Raw genomic sequence first — 22,805 nt, forward strand, 5'->3', positions numbered from 1 at the left:
GTGGCCTATGCTGGTTGCATGACACGCGAGACCGCTAACACCGAGCAGGAAGCAAGCCTCACAAAAATTCGTTTTCCCACGGTCCCCGCCGGAAGCTGCTCAACCTTTAACACCGGTAATCTGGCCGGCACAGCTCCCCGAGCGCGCGGTTGGGTTGCCCTGGAACAGCCCGGTAGCTGGGGCCGGAGCATCCTCGACGGCACCGCAATCAACCGCGACCTGGCCAAAAAGATCAACTCAACAGTCAAAAAAGAGACCGGATACACATTTCTGCTGATTCGCAAACCCGGTAGCAGGGACACCACTCCCTCCGGTGGCCGACGGGTATTCATCGCCGAGTCAGCCAGCCCCGCCCCTGCCCTGTGGACCTTCACCGTCAATTTGCCGGAGGAACTTCTTCACCTTCCCCTGGCTGAACCGGCCCGTATCCCCGGTGCCCACCGGTGGGAAAAACAGACTATTACCCTGATCTGCGCCCACTCCAAACGCGACCGCTGCTGTGCCCTGCGGGGGCGGCCCGTCGCCAGCTACCTCGCTCAGCTCCGACCCCGCGACACCGTCTGGGAATGCTCACACATCGGCGGCCACCGCTACGCTCCCACCGGCCTGCTCCTACCCAGCGGCTACGTCTACGGCAGACTCACCCCCGAGTCCGCGCTGTCAGCAACCATCAACCTAGAAGAACACAACCTACCGACCCTGGAGGGTCTGCGCGGACACTCATCACTGAATTCCCTGCAACAGGCGGCAGATATCGCGGTGAGGCGACTACTGCTCAAAGACGGTGAGGAGCCACATTTTACCGAGCTCTCCTTCCACCGCACTAAGAAACAGAAAAACAAAACACACAAAACCGCCGCTTTCAGCGACGACAAGAAAACATCTCGACAGCAGGCCCGGTCTTTCGAACAGGCGGCCAAAAAACACAGGGCCAAACACCTCTACCGAAAACTCAAACACGGTCAAGCAAGCATTGAAGAGCTGGTGGAGCTCAACCAGCTCAACGCGGACTACCGAAAATTCCGGGCAGAGATGAAAGCGCTCAAGCGGGAGGCAAAACGAGCGGCCGCATCCACCGGACACGACAGTCGACACAGCGAGGACACGCCCCGGCACGAGGGGCGGCAGGTACTGGTATGCCACAGCGACGGACGCCGTTGGAGTGTGCACATCGAGACCCAAAAAACCGATCCCGTACCCGCCTCGTGCGGCAAAAAAGCCGCACCAGAAAAAAGTCTTGAGGTGCGTGGCATCGACCCCCTCGACCCCCCGGGTAAAAACGAGAACACCGTAAAACGGTAAGCGGATACACCCGTAAGAAGCCGCGGGAGAAAACCGGCACACACTACGGGCGGGTGCGGCACCTACCGTGCAGTGCCGCACCCGCCCGCGAAAACACAACGCTATAGACCCAGAGCCGCCCTCAAATCGGCAACAATGGAATCCAGCCGGGCATCCGCGCCGGCCCAGTCAACCGGCGCCTCCGGGTCACCGGGAGGAAGAACCACCTCAAGATAGCACTTGAGCTTGGGCTCGGTCCCCGACGGCCGGATAATCACCCGATCATCGCGGTCGGTCACCAGCACCAGCCCCGGAGTCGCACCGAGACCGCGGTAACCCTGCCCCATATCGGCGCTCTCCACCACGGCCGCACCGGCCAGCGTTGCCGGAGGATTCTTCAGAATCTCAGCCAGCTTGGGGGCTATAAGACTCACATCGTCAAAACGGAAGGTCAGCGGCCGAGTCCGGTACACCCCAAATTCGCGGGCAAGGTCGTCGAGCCTGTCAAAAAGACTCTTGCCCTGAGCCTTCAACCGGGCTGCCATGCCGGCCACCGTGACCGCCGCCGAAATGCCGTCCTTATCAGCCACAGCCTGAGGATCACAGCAGTAACCGATCGCCTCCTCATAGCCGAAGATCAGGCCCGGAGTGCGCGCAATCCACTTAAAACCGGTCAGAGTGTTCACCCACTCGGCGCCACGCGCCCGAGCAATCTGCCCCAGCAGGCGACCCGACACCACCGAATTAGCCAACACACCGCTTGGCTGTACCAGATAGTCTCCCAGCAGGGCACCGGTCTCATCACCGCTCAGCTGCACCCAGCCAGTATCGCGGGGTGCGGCAACCGCACACCGGTCAGCATCGGGATCAAGGGCAAGAATAAGATCCGCCCCCACAGACTCCGCCGTAGCAATAGCGCAGTCGAGCGCACCCGGCTCTTCGGGATTGGGAAAAGCGACGGTGGGAAAATCCGGGTCAGGCTGAGCCTGATCGGCAACCAGGTGAACATCGTCAAAACCCGCAGCGGCAAGCGCTCGCAGGGCAAGATCGCCACCCACACCGTGCATGGGTGTGAGCACTATCTTGAGATCGGTAGGAGCATCCGCCGCCAGCGCGGCCACCCGGTTGATATATTCCTGACGGGTATCCAGCTGTTCCACGGAGCCGCTACCGCCGCTACGCGGCACCATATCCGCCGCCGGTGCCCGATCAATAGCCGCCGCAATCAGCTCATCATAGGGCGGTACGATCTGTACCCCCTGGCCAGCACCGGAAACTACCCTTCCCCCCAGGTAGACCTTATAGCCGTTATCCTGCGGTGGATTGTGGGAGGCAGTCACCATGACCCCCGCATCGGCACCCAGCGCCCGAACAGTGTAGGCGGTCAACGGGGTAGGGTTCTGGGCCGGCAGCACCAGCGCCCGGCCACCGGCAGCCGCCACCACGTCCGCCACATCCCGGTGAAACTGGGCAGAACCGTGCCGGGCGTCGCAACCGACCACCACCAGGGGGGTCTCCACCCGCTCATTGAGAACCTCCATGAGGCCCGCGGTGGTGCGGATAACCACCGCCCGGTTCATCTGAGACTCACCGGCCCCAATCTTGCCGCGCAACCCCGCCGTACCAAAAGACAGGGGGCCGGCGAAATAGCTGGCCAGCGTCTGCACGTCACCGCTGGCCACCAGGGCCTCAACCTCGGCCCGCGTGTCCGGATCGGGGTCGTGCTCCGCCCACCGGCGGGCGGTTTCCAGAAGCTCGGTCTTTGATACGTGAGACATTGTCTTTATCTCCTTACTCGTCGAATCCGGCCAAAACAGTAGCGGATGATGAGAGCCCCAGCCGGGTGGCACCGGCATCAATCATCGCCTGTGCGGTAGCGGCATCTCTAATGCCACCCGAGGCTTTCACCCCCAGGCGGGGGGCCACGGTATCGGCCATCAGTTTCACGGCCTGAACCGAGGCGCCCCCGGCCGGGTGAAATCCCGTGGAGGTCTTCACAAAATCCGCCCCCGCACGTTCAGCTGCCTTGCAGGTGGCCACAATTTCCTCATCGGTGAGAGCGGCAGACTCGATGATCACCTTCACAATTGCCGGAGCCGGAGCAGCGGCCCGCACCGCCGCAATGTCGGCCTCTACCGCCTCAAAATCATGCTCTTTGACGAACGCAAGGTTGACCACCATGTCGATCTCCTCGGCACCGTCGGCAACCGCCTGCGCCGTCTCGGCGGCCTTCACCTCCGACTTGACGGCACCCGAGGGGAAACCCACCACGGTTGCCACGTGCACGCCGGCCGGAACCTCAACCGGTAGCAGGCTCGGTGAAATACAGATCGAATAGGTTTTCAAGGTGCCGGCTTCCTCCGCCAGTTCTTTAACCTGCCGGTGGGTAGCCTCGGGCTTGAGCAGGGTGTGGTCAACCATCTGCGCAACCTCTGAACGAGTAGCCATGTTTATCTCCTGTCGAAATAGATAGTGGATGAGGGAAAGGGAGTTAGCCGATGCGGTCGAGAATAATTGCGCGCTCATCTTCAAGCGGGGCCTCGGTGATCTCAAAGCCTCCCCGAAGGGTCTCCAGCGCGCGCTCAAACCTGTCGGGGGTCTCGGTGTGCAGGGTGAAAAGCTTCTGCCCCCGGGTCACCTTCTCGCCCTTGGTCGCGTGCAGCTCGATACCGGCGGTCGCCTGCACGGGGTCCTCCTTGCGGGCGCGGCCTGCCCCCAATCGCCAGGAGCTCACACCCACAGCCAGGGCGTCGAGCTCGGTCAGGTAGCCGTCGCGGTCGGCGACCACATCGTGCGTGTGGGGCGCCCTGGGAAGAGCGGCATCGGGGTCGCCGCCCTGGGCGATAATCATCTGCTTCCACTTATCCATAGCCCGGCCGTCTTTGAGCGCGCCCTCAAGGTCAGCGTCGTGCACCCCCGCGGCCTCAAGCATTTCGCGTGCCAGAGCCAGAGTCAGTTCAACGACATCGGCCGGGCCGCCACCGGCAAGGACCTCCACCGACTCTTCAATCTCCAGGGCGTTGCCGATCTTACGGCCCAGCGGGGTGGACATGTCGGTGAGCAGGGCGGTGGTTTTTACTCCCGCGTCAGTACCCAGGTCAACCATGGTCTGTGCCAGCTCGCGCGCCTGCCCCAGGTCTTTCATGAACGCACCCGAACCCACCTTGACATCGAGAACCAGCGATGCGGTTCCCTCGGCGATTTTCTTGGACATGATGGAGGATGCGATGAGAGGGATTGCCTCAACCGTCGAGGTGATGTCCCGCAGTGCGTAAATCTTTTTATCTGCCGGGGCCAGGCCGGATCCGGCGGCGCAGATAATGCAGCCGGGGTCTTCGAGGATTTCCATGAGACGCTCGTTGCTGACCTCTGCCTGCCATCCGGGGATGGCCTCAAGCTTATCTAGGGTACCGCCGGTATGCCCCAGGCCCCGGCCGGAGAGCTGCGGTACGGCGACGCCGAAGGCGGCAACCAGCGGTGCCAGCGGGAGAGTAATTTTATCGCCCACACCTCCGGTGGAGTGCTTGTCGGCGGTGACTTTGGAGAGTGAGCTGAAATCCATGGTTTCGCCGGAGGCTATCATGGCCTTGGTCCAGCGGGCTATTTCTTGGCGGTTCATGCCGTTAAGGAAGATGGCCATGTTGAGGGCCGCCATCTGTTCGTCGCCCACGACACCGCGGGTGTAGGCGTCAATAACCCAGTCGATTTCTTCGGGGCTGAGTGTTCCCCGGTCACGCTTGATCCTAATAATGTCTACTGCATCGAACTTCTCAGCCATGACAACTCCTTTGGTTTCGCGTATGAGGCCGATTGATGGATCTGTGGTTTTGACTAGAGTTTGTGGAACTCTTGTGTTGCTTGGTAACTCCCATTATTATCATTACTAGAACATTTGTCAATTATGATTTTTATTTTTGTTCTATACTGGTGGTGGGCCCGCTCCGCCCCAGAAACCCAGGGAAGGAAACACCAATGAGCACCCCAACACCGACCGACACCGAACTCCTCGATCTGGCGCGAGAAGCCGCGCACCACGCATGGGCACCCTACTCCGAATTTCCCGTCGGCGCGGCACTGCTGCTCGACGACGGCCGCGTGGTCACCGGCTGCAACGTCGAAAACGCCTCCTACGGCGTGGGCACCTGCGCCGAACGCACCGCCGCCGCCCGCATGATTATCACCGGGCCAAGCACCGCCCCCGACGGGCACCTGCCCCACCCGCCCCGGATTCTGGCCGCCGCAGTGGTCGGGCTCAAAGCCGAGCCCTGCTATCCCTGCGGAGCCTGCCGCCAGTTCCTTCGAGAATTCGACTGCAAGCGGGTTATTGTCATGGAAGAGGGTGAGCCGCGGAGTATTAGCTTTGAAGAAATTCTGCCCCACTCCTTCGGGCCCGAATCCCTCTAAAACATCATCTATTCATACATTCACCCATCTAGGTTTGGTACATTATGGAACGTTTACAAGGTCTACTGGGCATTGTCGTGATTCTCGCGCTCATTTACACGCTGTCGCGGTCTCGAAAAAATATTAGGTGGCGCACCATCGGCATGGGCCTGCTGCTTCAGGTTATTTTCGCCTTCCTCGTGCTCGCCTGGGAACCGGGGTTCAAAGCTCTTGAAGCGGTGGCCCGCGGGCTGGGGAAACTCACCGAGTTCACCAATCGGGGAACCGAATTCGTGTTCGGTGGTCTCCTTGGCGAGAACTTCATCTTCGCCCTCAACGTGCTGCCGGTCATCATCTTTCTGGGTGCCCTGATTTCCGCGCTCTACTACATGCGCATTATCCAGTATTTCGTTGAGTACGTGGGGACGGCCATCAAAAAAATCATGGGCACCTCAAAGGTGGAATCTGTCTGGGCCGCCACCGTGATCTTCCTGGGCCAGTCAGAGGCACCTCTGGTGATTAGGCCCTACCTGCCCAAGCTCACCCGTTCGGAACTTTTCACCTGCATGACCGGCGGATTTGCCTCGGTGGCAGGCTCCACCCTGATCGGCTACTCGCTTCTCGGCGCCCCGCTGGAATACCTGTTGGCTGCCTCCATCATGAACGCCCCCGGCTCCCTCCTGGTCGCCAAGGGCCTCATGCCCGAAACCGAAAAATCAAACCTCGATGCCACCGTCAAAAATGTGCGCGACGAAGAATCCAAGAACCTTATCGACGCTCTCGGTGCCGGCGCTATGGCGGGCGGGAGAATCGCCGTATCGGTTGCCTGCCTGCTCATCGCCTTCATCGCAACCATAGCCATGATCTCGGCAATACTGGGCGGTATCGGCCTCCTCTTTGGCCAGGAAGGCTGGTCACTTGAGGGCTTCTTCGGTATCATCTTCGCTCCCTTTGCCTGGCTCATCGGTGTACCCTGGGGCGAGGCCGGAATGGTGGGCAACTTTATTGGGCAGAAGACAATTATTAACGAGTTCGTTGGCTACACCTCCTTCGGGGAGTCGGTCGACAGCCTGTCCCCCAAGTCGATTATGATCACCTCATTCGCCCTGGCCGGGTTCGCCAACATCTCATCGATCGCAATTCAGATCGGCTCTATCGGTGGGCTGGTCCCCGAACGCCGCGGAGAAGTGGCAAAACTGGGCCCCTGGGCCCTCCTCGGAGGCTTCCTCACCAACATGCTCAATGCCGCTATCGTCGGTGTGATCGTGTTGGCCTAATCCCGCAAAAGGGGTAGGCCCGTGCCGCCAGCCGCCTGCTAGTCCGTTAGGGCCAGCACGCGGCTGGCTGTTTCTTTATCAATCACCAGGTGGGTGGCCAGCCCCATCTTTAGGGCGGTGGCAATAGACTGGGCCTTATAGATCCCACCGGCAACCAATAGCCTCTGCGGCCTCGACCCCAAATCTTCCAGAGAAATACCCACCGTGCGCTCGTCCACCTGCGGCAGAGCAATCTTTCCCTCCGCCGTATAGAAGCGCGAACAGGCATCCCCCACCGCCCGCTCAAGCAGGGTCTCTATCTCGCTGTCGGCCAGATACCCCAGATTCAGCAGCAGACCGTCGCGGGAGAGCCCTCCCACCGTAAACACCGCAAGATCAGCGGTACGGCCCCGCTCCAAAATACCCGCAATATGTCGATCCCGCTCAACAATCCGCTTGGTCTCGGCACTATCAAAAATCACGGGCAGCGGCAACGAATCGGGCTCGGCACCGAAGGCCGTGCAGAGCAGCTTAAGCGTGTCCATGTCGTTGGTGGTGCTGGTTGAGTGAGAATGCCCCCCCTTGAGCTGGATAATACTGACTCCGTGTACGTCCTTGGGTCTGAGATGGTGGGCCAGGGCAGACATGGTGTTCCCCCAGGAAATACCCACAGACATTTCATCCTCGACAAGCTCCCACAAGAGCTGGGCGCCGGTGCGCCCTAAGCCGTCGAGCAGGGTGGGGCGGTCATTGCGCGGGGTAAAAACCAGGCGCACATCGGTGAGGTTAAAGCGCTCTCTGAGTTCCAGCGCCAGCTCATCCCCGTGTTCTCGCGGATCGTGCACAAGGATCGTGACATAGTTTCGGGACCTAGCGTGCTGAAGCAGCTTAGCCACCGTGGGGCGGGAGATACGCATCTCTTGGGCAACCTCACCCTGGCTCATATTGTGACGATAGTAGAGCTTTGCCGCTTGCAGTGCCTGAACATCGCGCTGATCCATAAAATCTTCCCCTAGCTAGCCACATCAGCTCTACCTGTCTACAGGCCGTCCACCGGCCGAAACCCTAGTATATTCCCGAGTTCCTAGGAAACAACCCAGGAACTCGGGAATATACCAGGATCTCGATGGAACACCGCCGTATAAACTACCAGCCGCGCTCTGCCAACCGGTGGGGTGCGGGAAGCTCGGTCACACTTATACCGACCATTGCCTCACCCAGTCCGCGGGAAGCCTGAGCCACAGCCTGAGGGTCGTTGTACTGCGCGGTTGCGTCAACGATGGCGCGTGCCCGGGCTACCGGGTCGCCGGATTTAAAGATACCCGAACCAACGAATACACCGTCGGCACCCAGCTGCATCATCATGGCGGCGTCAGCGGGGGTGGCTACCCCTCCGGCGGTAAAAAGCGGCACGGGGAGTTTGCCTGTGCTGGCGACCTCATGGACGAGGTTGTAGGGGGCTGCCAGCTCCTTTGCCCTGACGTAGAGGGTATCCGGTGAGACCCTGTAGAGGGCCTGGAGTTCGGCGATCTGGGAGATGATAGCGCGAATATGTGTGGTGGCTTCGGAGACATCGCCGGTACCGGCTTCGCCTTTGGAACGGATCATAGCCGCCCCCTCGGTGATGCGCCTCAACGCCTCACCCAGGCCGGTGGCCCCGCAGACAAAGGGTACGGTGAAATCCTGTTTGTTGATGTGGTTGACGTAGTCGGCGGGGGAGAGCACCTCGGATTCGTCGATGAAGTCAATCTTCAGTTCCTGAAGGATCTGTGCCTCAACAAAGTGGCCGATACGGGCCTTGGCCATCACGGGGATGGAGACCGCCCCGATAATTGACTCAATCATGTCGGGGTCGCTCATGCGGGCTACCCCGCCCTGGGCGCGGATATCTGCCGGTACACGCTCCAGAGCCATGACGGCCACTGCGCCCGCGTCCTCGGCTATTTTGGCTTGTTCGGGGGTGACGACGTCCATGATAACTCCGCCCTTGAGGCTGTCTGCCAGGCCTCGTGTGAGCGGGGAAGGATCTGTTGTTTCGGGAGTGTTTTTAGTCATGGTTCAAGTGTGCACCGTAGACTGGTCTAGGTGTTACTCCACTTATGGAAAGAAATTTTAGACCAGTGAGGATTTTGCGCGATGCCCAGGTTTACTTCTTCTGCGGAGCTTCCGCTGACCGTTGATAAAGAGAGTGCGGTTACACTGCCCAGCCAGCTCGCTGGGCAGCTGCGCAGCCTCATTGCCGCCGGTAGCCTGGCTGCTTCTGACCCGCTACCCTCAAGCCGATCTCTGGCCGAGAGACTGGGCATATCGCGGGGGTCTGTGGTTGCAGCCTATGAGCAGCTGGCCGGTGAGGGCTATCTTTGCGCTGACCGGGGTGGTACCCGGGTGAGTGCGGCACCGGTACGGGTCCGGGCACCAAAACGGGCCGGTGAATACCCGGGCAGGGGCTGCGGGTTGGCTTCTGAATCCGCTGAGGGTGCGGGGCAAGCCGTGCGGGCTGAAGACCGGCCGATAGATTTAACCCCGGGCCGGCCAGACACCTCTCTGCTGGCCACGGCTTCGTGGAGGGCCGCTTGGCGGGCAGCTGCGGCTGAGCCGGGGCAGAGCTTTCCCGCCACCGGTTCACCGGAGCTGCGGGAGGAGCTGAGCAGATACCTGAGGCTTACCCGGTCGGTGGTCTGCGACCCGTCGGAGGTGCTTATTTCCGCAGGCGCTCGCGAAGCCTTCCGCCTGCTGCTCTCTGAGATCCGGCGGCAAAAACACAACCGATCCCTGTGCGTTGCGGTAGAAAACCCCGGCTACCCGTCCCTTTCCAAGATTCCGGCGGCTTCTGGCCACCGGGTTGTGCCGGTTGAGGTTGACGGGCAGGGGCTCAACCCGGCGGTTCTGGAGCGTGCGAGCCCTCCCGACCTGGTGCTGGTAGCGCCCAGTCACCAGTACCCGCTAGGCGCGTCTATGCCGCTGGCCCGGCGGCTTGAGCTGCTTGACTGGGCGCAAGAAAACGGGGCCTACATTATTGAAGATGACTATGACTCTGAGCTGCGATACGTGGGTGAACCCCTCCCGGCCCTGGCTGCGCTCGCCCGCCAGAGCGGACGGGATCGGGTGATTACCCTGGGTTCTTTTACCAAGACGCTGGCCCCCGGTTTGGGGCTGGGATACCTGCTGGCCCCGCGGGAGCTTATCAGGGGTCTGATAGAACTGCGCGAGGTGCTAGGGCTACCGGTTTCCTCGACGGTTCAGGCGGCTATGACCAATTTTTTGAGAGATGGCGGGGTTGGGCGCCATGTAGCCCGCATGAGGCGGGTCTACCGTCGCCGGCGCGAAATACTGCTGTCGATACTGGCGCCGCAGACTCTCCCCGGGCAGGTCCGGGTTATACCCATGGACGGCGGGCTGCACGCGGTAATTGAGCTGGGATCGGTGGGCCCTGCGGGGGAGGAGCTTCTGGTTTCTGCCGCCGGGCAGGCCGGGGTTAAGGTCGCCGCTTTAGGGGACTACTGGGCGCACTCCGGGTCCGCCGAGACCCGACGCGCGTGCGGCCTGGTGGTGGGGTTCGGTGGACCGCCTGAGCATGCGCTGGCGCAGGGTTTGCGCACGCTGCGGGCGGTACTGGTCCACGTTCTGAAGGAACGGACGGGGAGCTTAAAAGCTGGGGCGGTACCGGATGGTACCGCCCCAGCTTTAACGAACTCTTCTAGCGAGGTCTAGTTAGGTTATAGGTTATGCATCGATGGCTTTCTCCGTGGTGAGATCGCCGTTATAGGTGGCCATGCTCTGGGCCTGCGACTGAACACAGTAGCCGCCGTTGGCATCACCGCGGTTGCCGGACTCTTTGAAGTGGATAGAGGAGACCATACCCGAGTTGAGCACGGGGCGGTGCCAGGATTCATCCAAGCCAAACTCCTGAGCCATATACTCGTGGTTGTTGACCTCGGCAAAACGAATGTAGAGCTTGAGCGTGATGGTTGAACCGGCCTTGATGCTGTCGAAGGTCAGCCGCAGCTCACCGGCAACCTGTCCGCTGTCGTAGGCTGCAAAAATCTTCTCGTTTTCCTGGTGGTTGATACCGTAACCGGCGTAGGCGCCGTCGGGCAGGGTGGCGGCTGCCGCTGTGGCGGCGTCGCGGATCTGGCCGATCTGGCCGGCCATCCACTGCACCCTGGTCGGGGTGCTTCCGTCGTCGACGGTGTAGATGTACCCGGTGCCGTCTGCAAAGCTTCTGTCGATAACGTTGGCTACGCGGCCCTCATGGGTTGTGCCGCCGTTGTAGTAGCTGCCGCTAATGTAGGCGCGGAGGATGGTCTGGTCCAGGTCGCGGTTGGCCCTGTAGGTGAAGGTGACCTCGTATCCGGGGTTTTCTGACCAGGTGGTTTTGCCGTCGCCGGAAAGGTTGATCTGAACACCGTTTTGGTAGCTTGTGGTCTGTAGCCCCTCGGCTCCGATGAGCGTGTATTGGACTCCGGTGGGGGATACCGCGTCGTTTTGGCAAATGCTGGATGCGGCGTAGGAGGGGATTTGCGAGGTTGCGGCAATAACGGGGGCTGCCCACACCGCGCCCTTGGCTATGGTTCTGCGAGAGATATTCATGTATTTGTCCTTATGGTGCAAAAATAATGTGATTAACGCTATATTTAATCAGGTGGGGGTTATTTCGAAAGATAACCGTATTAGTTAAAATTCAAAATACTTACTGTGTCAAATAAATTTAGCTACATTATAGTAGCACATTGCAGAGGATGTGAAGTTAAATCGTGCTTTCTTCCACACTGCTGGTTCGGCTACCCTAAGAGGGTGACATCTCCGCAGATCCCCGGCGCCAACATCTTTCTGCTTACCGGCGCGGCCGGCGGAACCACACCCCCAGTGGACTCGGCGAATAGGTAAACCCCGCGCCCGCCCGATCACCGCGTAGACTAGTACAGATATCACCAGGAGGAAGAAACCATTGGCTGAACAGCGCCCCCCCGGCTTTAAAGAACAGGTAACCGGACCGCTCGCGATTGCGGCGGTACTGGCGGCGGTCGCCTTCCTGGGTACCCTCATAGCCGCAACCGGCGGCACCAACAACGAACCGCAATACCTGCTGGCACTCACCGTGGCCGGCGGCGTATTTATTGTGGTGCTGGTGGTGTGCGCAACCCTCATTCTGGTAGAAAAACCCAACAGCCCCGAGCTGGGCCGGGGAACCGGCATCAACCGGTCTTCAGCAAAACTCTACGCCGAGGCAAAGGCTCGCCGTGAAGCCGAACAGCGCAGACAAGAAGCCGAGGCCGCAGGCGGGGCCACAACAACCGACAAAGACGACCCCCCAGCTAGCTAGCGGCTTTCGGGATTGAAACGGGCCAGACGTAACGAGTTGAGCACCACAAAAACCGAGCTAAAAGCCATGGCGGCCCCGGCAATCATGGGGTTGAGTAGGCCCGCGGCAGCCACCGGAATAGCCACCACGTTGTAGCCAAAAGCCCAGAAAAGGTTGGACTTGATCAGCTTCAGTGTGGCCCTGGAAAGCCGGATTGCTGCGGGAATAGATTTCATGTCGGAGCGCATGATGGTCATATCCGCAGCCTCCATAGCGACATCGGTGCCCGAGCCCATGGCGATCCCCAAATCAGCGCGGGCCAGCGCCGCGGCGTCGTTCACACCATCACCCACCATGGCGACACGCTGCCCGTTTTCTTGAAGCTGCTCAATTTTACTGACTTTATCGCGGGGCGAGACCCCGGCAAAAACATCCTGCGGGTTGATACCCACCTGCCTGGCCACTGCCTGCGCCACCGGTTGCGCGTCCCCGGTGAGTAGCACGGGGGTGAGGCCAAGTTCTTTGAGCTCTTCAATGGCGTGCACGGCATCGGGCTTGGGCCTGTCCTGCAAGCAGATGAGGCCCGAGGCAGTGCCGTCGAGGGCCACGATGACGGTGGTGAAACCGAGCATCTGCTGGGTGAGAAGCTCGCTCTCTTGCTCATCGGTCAGTTCAACACCCGCCTGCCGGAGGAAAGATTTTTGACCCACCAGAACCCGAACCCGCTGCCGGTCCCATTCAACGTCGCCGTACACGCCGCCACCGGCAGCCGAACCAAAATCGTGCACGTTGGGGAGGGGTGCTGCTGCCCTGCCGGCGGCGGTAATCGCGGTGGCGATGGGGTGCTCAGAGCGGGACTCGACGGCGGCTGCTAGCGTCAGTATGTCCTCGCTTGACCTGCCGCCCAAAGAGCGGGTTTCAACAACCTCCAGCCTACCCTCGGTAACGGTGCCGGTCTTATCCATCACGATGGTGGATACACCGCGGGTGTCCTCGAGTACCCGGGCGGAGCGGATCAGGATACCCAGCTGCGAACCGCGGCTGGTTCCCGCGAGCAGGGCGGTGGGTGTTGCCAGGCCCAGGGCGCAGGGGCAGGCAATAACCAGCACTGACACCGAGGCGATGAAGGCGGCGTTGAGATCTCCGGTGGCAAGGAGCCATCCGGTGAGCACCAGCAGCGCAAGCACAATCACGACCGGCACAAAGACAGCCGAGATGCGGTCGGCCAGCCGGGCGATGGGTGCCTTGGTCGACTGGGCCGCGGCAACGATTGCGCCCATCTGCGCCAGGGTGGTCTCGGAACCAACCCTGCTTGCCTCCACGGTGAGGGAGCCAGAGGTGTTGACGGTTGCCCCGGTCACCTCACTGCCGGGGCCCACCTCAACCGGTACCGATTCACCGGTGAGCAGGGAAGTGTCGATAGCGGACCGCCCCGAGACGACCGTGCCGTCGGTGGCTATTTTTTCTCCGGGGCGCACAAGGAATGTGTCGCCGGGCAGAAGGTCGTGGATGGGTACACGAATTTCACGGCCGTTCTGGAGCACGGTTGCCTCTTTCGCCCCGAGGCTGAGCAGTTTGCGCAGGGCCTGGGAGGAGCGGCGTGACGTGCGGGCCTCAACGTAGCGGCCAATGAGCAGAAAGAGGGCCACCATGGTTGACGAGTCAAAATACAGCATGTGCCCGTGTCCGGCGTGTAGGTGTTCGGCTCCGGTCATTGCCGGGTCCGCAAGTAGCTGGGCGAGGGAGAAAAGGTAGCTTGCGATGATACCCAGCGAGATGAGGGTGTCCATGGTGAAGCTGAAGTGTTTGAGGTTCACCCAGGCCGACCTGTGAAAGGGCAGAGCCGCCCAGGTTGCTACCGGCAGGGACAGCGCCGCCACCACCCAGCCCCAGTGGGGAAACTGGAAAACGCTGAACATCGAGATGAAAAAGACAGGGACCGAGAAGACCAGGGCAACCCAGATGCGCCGCCTGTAGGAGGCCAGCGAACGGAGGCCCTCATCGTCCTGCTGTTCTGTTTCTTCTGCGGTCTTTTTGAGGGTGGCGGTGTAGCCGGCCCCCTCAACGGTTTTGATGATCTCCTCGTCTGAAATACCGCTGGGCACGATAACTCTGGCGGATTCCAGGGGCAGGTTGACGGAGGGCTCGACACCGTCGAGTTTGCGAAGTTTTCGTTCCACCCGGCCCACGCAGGAGGCGCAGGTCATGCCGCCGATGCTGAGGTTGACAATGCGTTCCGTGGCGCGAGAGTTGAAAAGATCCGTTGTTTCGTCTGTCTTGCTGGTCATGGTTCCTCTCAGGCTGGCTGGTGGTGCGGGTAAGGTGTCTGCGCTAGCCGGGACGGTGTGGGTGTGCGGTACCGCCCCGGCTCATGATTTCCCCTAGGGGGCAAGCCGGTAGCCGGCCTCTTGCACGGCCTCTGCAACTTTGGCGGGGTCCAGTTCGCCGTCGTGGGTGATGGTCACGATTGACTCTCCCTCCGGAACCACCCGAACATCTACCGCGGTGACGTTGCCGATTTCTTCGAGCTCTTCGGTAACGCTTGCGGCGCAGTGGTGGCAGGTGAGCCCGGTGGCGTGAACGGTTGTTGTTGCCATGATTTTCTCCATATCTTTTGTTGTGGGGTCGGTTGAGCGTCAGCTGCGGAGTAGCCGGGATATGGCTGTGCTCGCCTCGCTGATTTTTTCGTTGACCATGCTGGGGTCGCCGCTTTCGTGGGATTCGTTGGCGGCACCCACAACGCAGTGGCCGAGATGTTCTTCCAGCAGCCCGATAGAGACCGCGTGCAGAGCCTTGTTGACGGCGGCGATCTGGGTGAGGATATCGATACAGTATGTGTCTTCGTCGACCATGCGGTGTATTCCTCGTATCTGACCCTCGATGCGGCGGAGCCGTTTGAGGTATGCCTCCCTGTGGGGTGAATAGCCGCGGGTCTCCGCGCTGTGCCCGCCCTCCTCCGGGGCGGTAGCTGTGTCACTCATTGCGCTGCCTCCTGATGTGCTCGTCTCCAAGATATACCCCCAGGGGGTATATTGACAAGGGGGCTGCGCGGTAGATCGGGTTAGCCATCGACGGGCAGAAAAACTATCAGCGCAAACGCGGGATTATCGGCGTAGGTGAGGCACTGATAGCGATACTTCACAGGACCCAAGTCGGGGTGATTGAACTTTTTATAGGAGAGGTTGTGGTAGCGCAGCCGATACGATTCCCATTTCTCCCTAAACACACTGCTCTCGGTGCGTAGCTGCTCGATAAGGAGAAGCAACTCATCGTCATCGGGAAACCGCGCCAGATGCTGTCGCAGGGTGCTCACGGCATCTTCGGCAATCACACCCCACTCGGGGAAGAAGGTCCGGGAACCCGGTGAAAGAAAAATATATTTTGCCAGATTTTCTGCCGCCGGTTCGTCCCGCACAAAGGGGGATAGCAGTCGCAGTCCCGCCGCATTGGCCGCCATAAAATCAAGCCGGTGGTTGGATACCCAGGCGGGTGGGCTAACAGAGTTGGCAAGCTGCTGAAGGTCACTCTGGGTGGGCTGGGGGATACCCCCTAAGCTGTCGGAGGTGAAACCGTGGCCGGCGAGCTCAAAAAAATAGCCGGTCTCGACGGGGTTGAGCCGGAGAGCCTCGGCAATAGCGCGGAGAATTTTTGGAGAAACATTGTGCGAGTTTCCGCGTTCGATCTGTGCATAGTACTCGACGCTGATGCCGGCCAGAAAAGCCACTTCTTCTCGACGGAGCCCGGTGGTACGCCGCCGTCCCGTCGCTGCTATCCCCATCTCGTGAGGGCCTATTCTGCTCCTCCTGCTGCGTAGAAAATTTTTAATTTCTTCCCGCTTATCCAATTTCTTAGTGCACTCTTTCTCTAACGCAAATACCTATGGGTGTATTGACAGTACAGTGATAAGAATCACCGTATAGGGTCAATTTTCTTAGTGTACTATTGTAAAACGTTATTTATTCATCATAATAGATTTTAGGTTTACAGAACATGAATGATCTTGTTGCCCTGAGGGCCCCGGTTGACAGCATTGTAACCACCCCCGTTATTTTTGAAAACCAAGATTCAGGGCTTAGGCTTGCCGGAATCATCTACAGGCCCGTGGGTGTTGAGCGCGAAGAGGCTCTACCCACCGTGCTGGTTCAGGGCCCGATGGGTGCGGTCAAAGAACAAACCCAGAGCCTCTACGCCCAGATGCTGGCCAGCAGAGGATACATGAGCATGGTCTATGACTACTCCTACCTGGGGGCAAGTCAGGGGAGTCCGCGCGGGCTAGAGAACCCGGAGATCAAGGCCGGTGACATCCGAGCCGCCGCAGATTTTTTGCTGACCCAGGACAACGCTGACCCCGCCCGGTTTTTCGCCGTGGGCATCTGCGGTTCCGGGGTGTACCTCCCCCTCGCCCTGACCACCTACACCCGCTTTAACGCGGCGGCCTCCATCAACCCCTTCACCATTATCGACACCGTGGCCCCGTTCAGCAAAGAACAGGTACTCGCTGATCGTGAACACTACGAAAAGACCGGTGAGGTGGCGCGCATGGACCTGATTGAACCGGGCTCCGAAGGCGCCGAATACTATTTTAATCCTCACCGCGGGGCCGCGGTGAACCGCGTTGTTTTTCCCACCTGGTGCGAGCTTGACTGGCAGAACTACCACCCCAACGAAACCGTGCAGCAGCTGCGACTACCCTACCTGGTGGTCGCGGGGGAAAACGCATTCACCCGGCCGGGGGCAGAAGTAATGTTTGAAAATCTGGGGTCACAAAATAAAGAGCTGGCCATTATCCCCGAGGCCCGCCACTTCGACCTCTACGACCTCGAACAATATGTTCCTCGGGTTATCGACACCATCATAGAATTTTTTGAAAAATACAGCGGGTAGCCATTACGTCACACATTTTAAATTATAGGATTTAGGTAATTTTACATGGAAAAATTTGAGCAAGAAGTCAAAAACGATATTTTTGGTTTTGGTTCCCCCAACACCCTGGCAGGAGAGCACTTTACCGGGGACAGCTTCCTCACCCACCTCGTGCTCCCCGAAGGGGACGTCGACGTGCACGTGGGCACCATCAACTTTGCGCCCGGCGTGCGCAATGACTGGCACATTCACCGCGGTGGCTACCAAATCATTATCGCCACCTCGGGAGAAGGCTGGGTGCAGATCGAGGGCCAGCCGGCACAAAGCCTGCGGCCCGGAGACACGGTAGTGTTCCATGACGGTGTAAAACACTGGCACGGCGCCAAAGAAGGATCATGGTTCACCCACATCGCTATCACCAAGGGTGAAACCGAATGGCTGGAACGTGTATCCGACAGCGAATTCAGAGAACTATCGAGAGAATCCGGAGAATAAACTATGGAGAAACAAACAGCGGGTAGAGATGTACTGGGAAAAATAGCACCCCAGTTCGCCGCCCTCAACGACGATGTACTTTTCGGTGAAGTCTGGGCGCGCGAAGACCGGCTATCGTTGCGTGACCGTAGCCTGATAACCATTGCAGCCCTCTTTTCCGCGGGGCTCTTCCCCCAGCTGAAATCACACCTAGCCCTGGGCAAAGAACACGGTCTCACCCAGGAAGAAGTGGTAGAAACCATCACCCAGCTAGCTTTCTACTGTGGCTGGCCCAAAGCGTGGAGCGCTCTCCCGCTGGTAGAAGAGGTCTACGGCAGCTCAAACTAGCCCCGTGATCGTTGAAGGATAAAGAAAGTTCATTATGGTTTTTTCAATTAAGAAACAGGGCGTATATTCTGCCGGCGGATCTGTACAGCAGGCGGAGGGCACCTTTGACCCGATAGCCCAGTGGCAGCCGGAAGGGCAGAGCCGGCACTCCGACCACGCCAACGTGTTTTACCAGATCCCCGAAGGGGACCGGGGAAGCATCATGTACCTGCACGGTGCAGGTCAGTCACGTAACGGCTGGATCTCCACACCCGACGGCCGTGACAGCCTGGCCAACATCTTCCTGGCGAGAGGATACTCATCCTACCTGGTCGACCAGCCCCGCCGCGCCTCTGCCGGGCAGTCGTCGGTTGCCACGGAAATTTCTGCTGTCCCCGATGACCAGTCCTGGTACACCCAGTTCCGTATGGGCCTGTGGCCGCAGCTGCAAGACGGCATTCAGTTTGACCGCAGCGAGGAGACGCTTAACCAGTTTTTCCGCCAGTACACCCCGGATACGGGTGAGTTTGATGCGCAAGTGGTGTCCTCAGCTCTGATTGCTGCGGCGGAAAGATCGGGGCCGGTGACCCTGGTAACCCATTCTCAGGGTGGTATCCCCGGTTGGTTTGCGGCTGCCGACTCTGAGCAGATCGAGGCTGTTATCGCCCTGGAGCCGGGCGCGTTTGTTTTCCCCGAAGACGACATGCCCGACGGCGAAGATTCCGCCTCACCCTACCCGGTAGAGGGTGTCCCGGTGCCGCGGGAGACGTTTGAGCGTCTGATCAGTAAACCGATTGCTGTCTACTACGGGGATTTTATCCCGTCTGAGCCGTCGTCGGTGCCCGCCTGGGATTTCTGGCGGGCGGGTGTGGCTATGGCCCACAAGTTTGCCGACTACGCGAATGCTTACGGCGGTGATGTCACGGTTTACGAGCTGCCCCGCGAGGGGATCACCGGAAACTCCCACTTTATGTTCCAGGAGCTGAACAACCGGGAGATTGCCGATCATATTGAGGCATGGTTGATGGCCAGGACGAGCGGGCGGTAGCCTGCCCCGGACGGGCTACGCTGTGCTGCGTCGACTTCCTCGGTTTCGTCCGAGTTCCTAGGTTATTTCCTAGGAACTCGGACGAAACCGAGGATCTCGGCGACCTCGGGGCAGCGGGAGGAATCGACCGCAGGAAAAGCGGTGGAAAGAGGTGCGTTAGGCTTGGAACATGGCTTCTTTCATTGAGGATTACGCTCTCCTGTCCAACATGAATACCGGCGCACTCGTCTCGCGTACCGGATCCATCGACTGGTTCTGCGCCCCACGGTTCGACTCCGGTGCCATTTTTGCGGCCCTGCTAGGTGACCGCGAACAGGGCCGCTGGCTTCTTGCCCCGCTGGAGTCGGTTAACCCGGCCCCGGTTGAAGAAATCCGTATAGAACGTTCCTACCGCGAAAACACCTTTATTCTTCAAACGGTCTGGCACGTGGGAAACGCAAGCGTGCGGGTGACAGACTTCATGCCGCTGGCGGCAGGCACCTCAATTATCCGCAGCGTTGAGGGACTGACCGGTGAGCTCACCATGCTCCACGAGCTCACCCTGCGCTTTGACAACGGCAAAACCACCCCCTGGGTAACCCGCTACGAAGGCCCCGCGGACCCGACAACAGGCACCGTCAGCAGCGAACAGTCCATGCTGGTGGGCATGGCCGGTCCTCACGCCCTCGTATTCCGCGGTAACCCCATACCCGAGGGTCACTACGGTAACCACACCGACACCTTCAATATCTCAGCCGGCCAAATTCTCACCTTCTCACTGAGCTACTTTCCCTCCCACCACAACCCGCCCGAAACCACCGACCTCTCCGCCGCACTCACCTTCACTCGTGACCAGTGGAGCGAATGGTCAGATCTTTACCTCCCCCCGGAACGGGAGGCAGAGGAGAATATCTCCGCCACCCGTGCACTGCCCGACGACCGCACCGGAGAAACAGCACCCGAACTCCCGGCCCCGTCAGCCGGGGCCCCCACGGTGCCGGCAGAACCCGGCACCCAGACACGAGAAATAGATCCCGCTCTCTACCACGAGCTGGCCCAAACAGCCACCCAGCCCACTGTGCCCGTCACTGCCAAACACCTCCAAACCCTCAACGACGATACCTACCGTGCCGCCCGCCTGCGCTCCCTGCTGGTGCTTCGCGCACTGATCTCCCGCGAAACAGGCGGGCTGGTTGCCTCGGCGACCACCTCCCTCCCCGAGACTATTGGGGGCCAGCGTAACTGGGACTACCGGTTCGCCTGGCTCCGTGATGTGGCCATGGCCATGGATGTCATGCTGGTCCACGGGCACCAGCGCGAAACCGCGCAGCTGCGTAACTGGATACTGCGTGCGCTGGCCAACAACCCGCAAAAACCGCACGCGGTCTACGGTATTGCCGGAGAAAAAGACGACCAAGACCGCCGCCTCGCTCTGCCCGGCTACGAAGGTGCACAGCCTGTACGCTGGGGCAACGGGTCAGACGACTATTTTCAGGGGGATGCGCTGGGACAGGTGCTCAACACCTTTGCCAATATGCGCGCCCACGGGGTCGGCGAAGACCATCTTTCTTGGCTGCTTCAGAAGGCGCTTCTCAATGCCGCCGCCGAGCGGATCGGTCAGCCGGACCGGTCTATCTGGGAAATACTGGGGGAGCCGAGGGTGTTTACCCACTCGCAGGTGATGCTGTGGGCGGCATTCTCTGCCGGGGTTGAGGCGGGCCAGGAGCAGGGCCTAGACGGTGACCTTCAGCTGTGGCGGCAGTGCCGGGACCTGCTTGCCGAGGACATCATGGACCGCGGCTTTAACCGGGACCTCAACTCTTTTGTGCAGGTCTATGATGGCACCAGTGTGGACTCCTCCCTGCTACAGTTGGCCCAGGTCGGTTTCCTCCCCTGGGACGACCCGCGGATACTGGGTACAGTGGCCCGGATCGAGAAGGAGCTTCAGCATAGTTCGGGTATGGTTTTCCGCTATATTAACCGTGCCGGTTTTGATGGGTTTGAGGGGCAGGATAATCCTCATTTTGCGTCGTCGCTGTGGCTGGCCGAGCAGTATATTCGGTCGGGTAGGGAGGCTGACGGCCGGCGGGTGCTCGACTCGGTGTTGGCGGCGGCTAACGGCCTGGGGCTGATGAGCTCCGAATACGATTTTGAGGCAGATCGAATGACGGGCAACTTCCCCCATGTTCTGGCCCATATTGCGCTGATCCGGGCGGTTGAGGCGCTGGGGATTTAGCTGGGAAAAATATGCGTGCTCTATGCGGCCTTATCGTAGATACCATTGGAGAAGTTTATTCTGCCCGTCGCGGTAAAACGCTTCTTTTGATTCTGGTAGCTGCCCTGGTTGCCGGCTCGGCGGTTATCCCCCCTTTTATCCTCGGTGCGGGCGTGCTCTACATTAACGACGGCAGCCTACCTCCCCGTGCGCCGGGAGAAAAAATGGTGATCGTAGTGGCCGCCTATATCGCGGTGTGGGGGTCCGGGCAGGTTGTCCGATACTATTTTTTGCCCGTCTACGGTGGTTTGGAGCAGGATCTTCAAAACCGTATAGCACTGGACTATGCGCGTCAGGCTATTGCGGCTGATGAGTCCGTGGGGCACGAGAAAAACAGCTCCGATTTGGCCTACGCAATTGATTCGGCGATGGCCGCCAAGCGCGAAATCATGTCCGGGGTATTCTTGTCCTGGCTCCCTGCCGGTCTCATGCTCTCGCTGGGGGCCGCACTAATATTTATAAATATTGGGTTCATTCAGGGGATTATTTTTGTGCTATTTGTTGCGCTTGCCCTTGGGTGTTCGTTTCCCCTCATCAACCGCCACCAGAGGGCTCAGAGCGAGTTTTTCAGTGAAAACATGAAGAGTTTTAGTGTCCTGGAAAACGGGATCAGCCTGTGGAGAGAAGCAAAAATTATGGGCTCTTCACGGTTTATTGAGGGTAGACTGTTTGGCTCCAGGCTTGCGGTGAAGAAAAAGGGCATGGTCAGCTACCGGGTTACACGACAGTTACACATTATTCAGTACGCGATTATTCTCAGCGGAATGTTTACCATATGTGTTGTCAGCCTGGGGGACGTGCACGATCCGGTCACTACCGCTTCCCGCCTTGTCTCAACGGTGGGGCTTGTGGCCGCAGCGGTTATACCTCTACAAAATATTGGCTTCACGTCATCGCAAATTGTAGAATCTGCCGCACGGTTTTCACGCTCCACAGAGAAGATCAACCGCCTGGGGACAACCAAAAACAACACTATTTCCAGATTTATAGAATCTCACAAAGACTCGTGGGACGGGCTGCAAAACCACACACAAAAATACGGTATCGTCTGGGTTCTGGGCCCCAGCGGGGCCGGTAAAACCACCTACCTGGAGCTCATTCTGGGGCTGATCAAGACCCCCGATAGCTGCCATTCCACCGCCGGGCCAAAAATACCGCATGGCCTTTCGGGTGCCTACTACTCGCCCCAAGAAAGTAACCTCCTCATGGGAACCGTCCACGAGAACATCGACTTCGGCAGGCAGGGCTCCACCGCCGAGATCGACAAACTGCTTGACGGCCTGAACCTGGCAGATTTTTCCTCCTCCGGGGACCGGTACCGCGAGCAAATATCCGCCGCTGAAGGCGGAGTATCCGGTGGGCAGGCAAAAAGAATATCTCTGGCTAGAGCCCTTTTTAGTGTCACCGGTTCCCTGGTTGTTCTCGACGAACCCACAGCCGGTCTTCACCGGCAGGTTCGACACAGCGTGTGGAGGGCAATACGAGAAGCCTCCCACCATAATCTGCTCATTGTTTCAACCCACGATGACGACGCACCCATAGCGGATACAGACACAGTGGTCAGATTCTAATCTCCTCACTCTCCGCCGACCCCGCCCAAAACAGCCTGTACTAGTC

The 22,805-nt window shown here is 59.6% G+C and carries 21 protein-coding genes; 11 read left to right on the top strand and 10 right to left on the bottom strand.

Features of this window, described 5'->3' with window-relative positions:
• Positions 1-18: 18 nt before the first annotated feature.
• Complete coding sequence (locus ACS1BR_RS04335) at positions 19-1,302, top strand: sucrase ferredoxin (RefSeq protein WP_463560368.1); 1,284 nt, start codon at positions 19-21, stop codon at positions 1,300-1,302.
• 101 nt (positions 1,303-1,403) lie between these two features.
• On the opposite strand, the gene ACS1BR_RS04340 is transcribed toward ACS1BR_RS04335, so the two are convergent.
• From ACS1BR_RS04340 to ACS1BR_RS04350, 3 genes are read right to left on the bottom strand one after another with little or no spacing between them, the layout of a single operon-like run.
• The gene (locus ACS1BR_RS04340) at positions 1,404-3,059 is read right to left on the bottom strand and encodes a phospho-sugar mutase (RefSeq protein ID WP_463560370.1); all 1,656 of its coding nucleotides are present in this window, start codon (positions 3,057-3,059) and stop codon (positions 1,404-1,406) included.
• A 13-nt stretch (positions 3,060-3,072) separates the two neighbouring features.
• A complete protein-coding gene (gene deoC / locus ACS1BR_RS04345) occupies positions 3,073-3,729 on the bottom strand; it encodes a deoxyribose-phosphate aldolase (RefSeq protein WP_463560372.1) in 657 nt (218 codons plus the stop codon).
• A 43-nt stretch (positions 3,730-3,772) separates the two neighbouring features.
• The gene (locus tag ACS1BR_RS04350; protein WP_463560374.1) at positions 3,773-5,059 is read right to left on the bottom strand and encodes a thymidine phosphorylase; all 1,287 of its coding nucleotides are present in this window, start codon (positions 5,057-5,059) and stop codon (positions 3,773-3,775) included.
• A 194-nt stretch (positions 5,060-5,253) separates the two neighbouring features.
• Here ACS1BR_RS04350 and ACS1BR_RS04355 point away from each other — a divergent pair, with 194 nt between their 5' ends.
• Both ACS1BR_RS04355 and ACS1BR_RS04360 read left to right on the top strand, forming a co-directional pair.
• Positions 5,254-5,685: a cytidine deaminase gene (locus ACS1BR_RS04355; protein WP_463560377.1), complete on the top strand. Its 432-nt coding sequence runs from the start codon at positions 5,254-5,256 to the stop codon at positions 5,683-5,685.
• 44 nt (positions 5,686-5,729) lie between these two features.
• Complete coding sequence (locus ACS1BR_RS04360; protein ID WP_463560379.1) at positions 5,730-6,941, top strand: NupC/NupG family nucleoside CNT transporter; 1,212 nt, start codon at positions 5,730-5,732, stop codon at positions 6,939-6,941.
• 38 nt (positions 6,942-6,979) lie between these two features.
• Here ACS1BR_RS04360 and ACS1BR_RS04365 read toward each other — a convergent pair whose 3' ends face one another.
• Both ACS1BR_RS04365 and pdxS read right to left on the bottom strand, forming a co-directional pair.
• Positions 6,980-7,921, bottom strand: coding sequence for a sugar-binding transcriptional regulator (locus ACS1BR_RS04365; protein WP_463560381.1), 942 nt, complete (start codon positions 7,919-7,921; stop codon positions 6,980-6,982).
• A gap of 145 nt (positions 7,922-8,066) precedes the next feature.
• Entirely contained in the window at positions 8,067-8,975 is a 909-nt protein-coding gene (pdxS, locus tag ACS1BR_RS04370) for a pyridoxal 5'-phosphate synthase lyase subunit PdxS (protein ID WP_463560383.1), read from the bottom strand.
• Positions 8,976-9,056: 81 nt separating this feature from the next.
• Between pdxS and pdxR the strand changes: the two genes are divergently transcribed.
• Positions 9,057-10,631, top strand: coding sequence for a MocR-like pyridoxine biosynthesis transcription factor PdxR (pdxR, locus tag ACS1BR_RS04375; RefSeq protein ID WP_463560385.1), 1,575 nt, complete (start codon positions 9,057-9,059; stop codon positions 10,629-10,631).
• 12 nt (positions 10,632-10,643) lie between these two features.
• Here the strand turns inward: pdxR and ACS1BR_RS04380 are convergent, their stop codons facing one another.
• On the bottom strand, positions 10,644-11,510 hold the full coding sequence (locus ACS1BR_RS04380) for a hypothetical protein (RefSeq protein ID WP_463560387.1): 867 nt from the start codon (positions 11,508-11,510) through the stop codon (positions 10,644-10,646).
• Positions 11,511-11,868: 358 nt separating this feature from the next.
• Here ACS1BR_RS04380 and ACS1BR_RS04385 point away from each other — a divergent pair, with 358 nt between their 5' ends.
• Positions 11,869-12,243, top strand: a complete 375-nt coding sequence (locus ACS1BR_RS04385) for a hypothetical protein (RefSeq protein WP_463560389.1) — start codon at positions 11,869-11,871, stop codon at positions 12,241-12,243.
• On the opposite strand, the gene ACS1BR_RS04390 is transcribed toward ACS1BR_RS04385, so the two are convergent.
• From ACS1BR_RS04390 to ACS1BR_RS04405, 4 genes are all read right to left on the bottom strand, one after another.
• On the bottom strand, positions 12,240-14,510 hold the full coding sequence (locus tag ACS1BR_RS04390) for a heavy metal translocating P-type ATPase (RefSeq protein ID WP_463560392.1): 2,271 nt from the start codon (positions 14,508-14,510) through the stop codon (positions 12,240-12,242). The genes ACS1BR_RS04385 and ACS1BR_RS04390 overlap by 4 nt on opposite strands.
• Before the next feature lie 93 nt (positions 14,511-14,603).
• Positions 14,604-14,819: a heavy-metal-associated domain-containing protein gene (locus ACS1BR_RS04395; protein ID WP_463560394.1), complete on the bottom strand. Its 216-nt coding sequence runs from the start codon at positions 14,817-14,819 to the stop codon at positions 14,604-14,606.
• Between the two features lie 39 nt (positions 14,820-14,858).
• Positions 14,859-15,203, bottom strand: a complete 345-nt coding sequence (locus tag ACS1BR_RS04400) for a metal-sensitive transcriptional regulator (RefSeq protein WP_463560396.1) — start codon at positions 15,201-15,203, stop codon at positions 14,859-14,861.
• A gap of 80 nt (positions 15,204-15,283) precedes the next feature.
• Positions 15,284-16,066: a helix-turn-helix domain-containing protein gene (locus ACS1BR_RS04405; protein WP_463560399.1), complete on the bottom strand. Its 783-nt coding sequence runs from the start codon at positions 16,064-16,066 to the stop codon at positions 15,284-15,286.
• Positions 16,067-16,212: 146 nt separating this feature from the next.
• On the opposite strand from ACS1BR_RS04405, the gene ACS1BR_RS04410 reads away from it, so the two are divergent.
• The 6 genes from ACS1BR_RS04410 to ACS1BR_RS04435 all read left to right on the top strand — a co-directional run bounded on the left by ACS1BR_RS04410 (position 16,213) and on the right by ACS1BR_RS04435 (position 22,759).
• The gene (locus ACS1BR_RS04410) at positions 16,213-17,106 is read left to right on the top strand and encodes an alpha/beta hydrolase (protein WP_463560401.1); all 894 of its coding nucleotides are present in this window, start codon (positions 16,213-16,215) and stop codon (positions 17,104-17,106) included.
• Between the two features lie 45 nt (positions 17,107-17,151).
• Complete coding sequence (locus ACS1BR_RS04415; protein ID WP_463560403.1) at positions 17,152-17,580, top strand: cupin domain-containing protein; 429 nt, start codon at positions 17,152-17,154, stop codon at positions 17,578-17,580.
• Positions 17,581-17,583: 3 nt separating this feature from the next.
• Positions 17,584-17,907, top strand: a complete 324-nt coding sequence (locus tag ACS1BR_RS04420) for a carboxymuconolactone decarboxylase family protein (protein WP_463560407.1) — start codon at positions 17,584-17,586, stop codon at positions 17,905-17,907.
• Positions 17,908-17,941: 34 nt separating this feature from the next.
• Entirely contained in the window at positions 17,942-18,934 is a 993-nt protein-coding gene (locus tag ACS1BR_RS04425) for an alpha/beta hydrolase (protein ID WP_463560409.1), read from the top strand.
• Positions 18,935-19,103: 169 nt separating this feature from the next.
• Positions 19,104-21,149: a glycoside hydrolase family 15 protein gene (locus ACS1BR_RS04430; protein WP_463560412.1), complete on the top strand. Its 2,046-nt coding sequence runs from the start codon at positions 19,104-19,106 to the stop codon at positions 21,147-21,149.
• A gap of 11 nt (positions 21,150-21,160) precedes the next feature.
• Positions 21,161-22,759 (top strand): ATP-binding cassette domain-containing protein, encoded by a 1,599-nt coding sequence (locus tag ACS1BR_RS04435; RefSeq protein ID WP_463560414.1) that lies wholly within the window; start codon positions 21,161-21,163, stop codon positions 22,757-22,759.
• Positions 22,760-22,805: the final 46 nt, after the last annotated feature.

The organism is Rothia sp. 18CD1-1, from assembly GCF_055285355.1.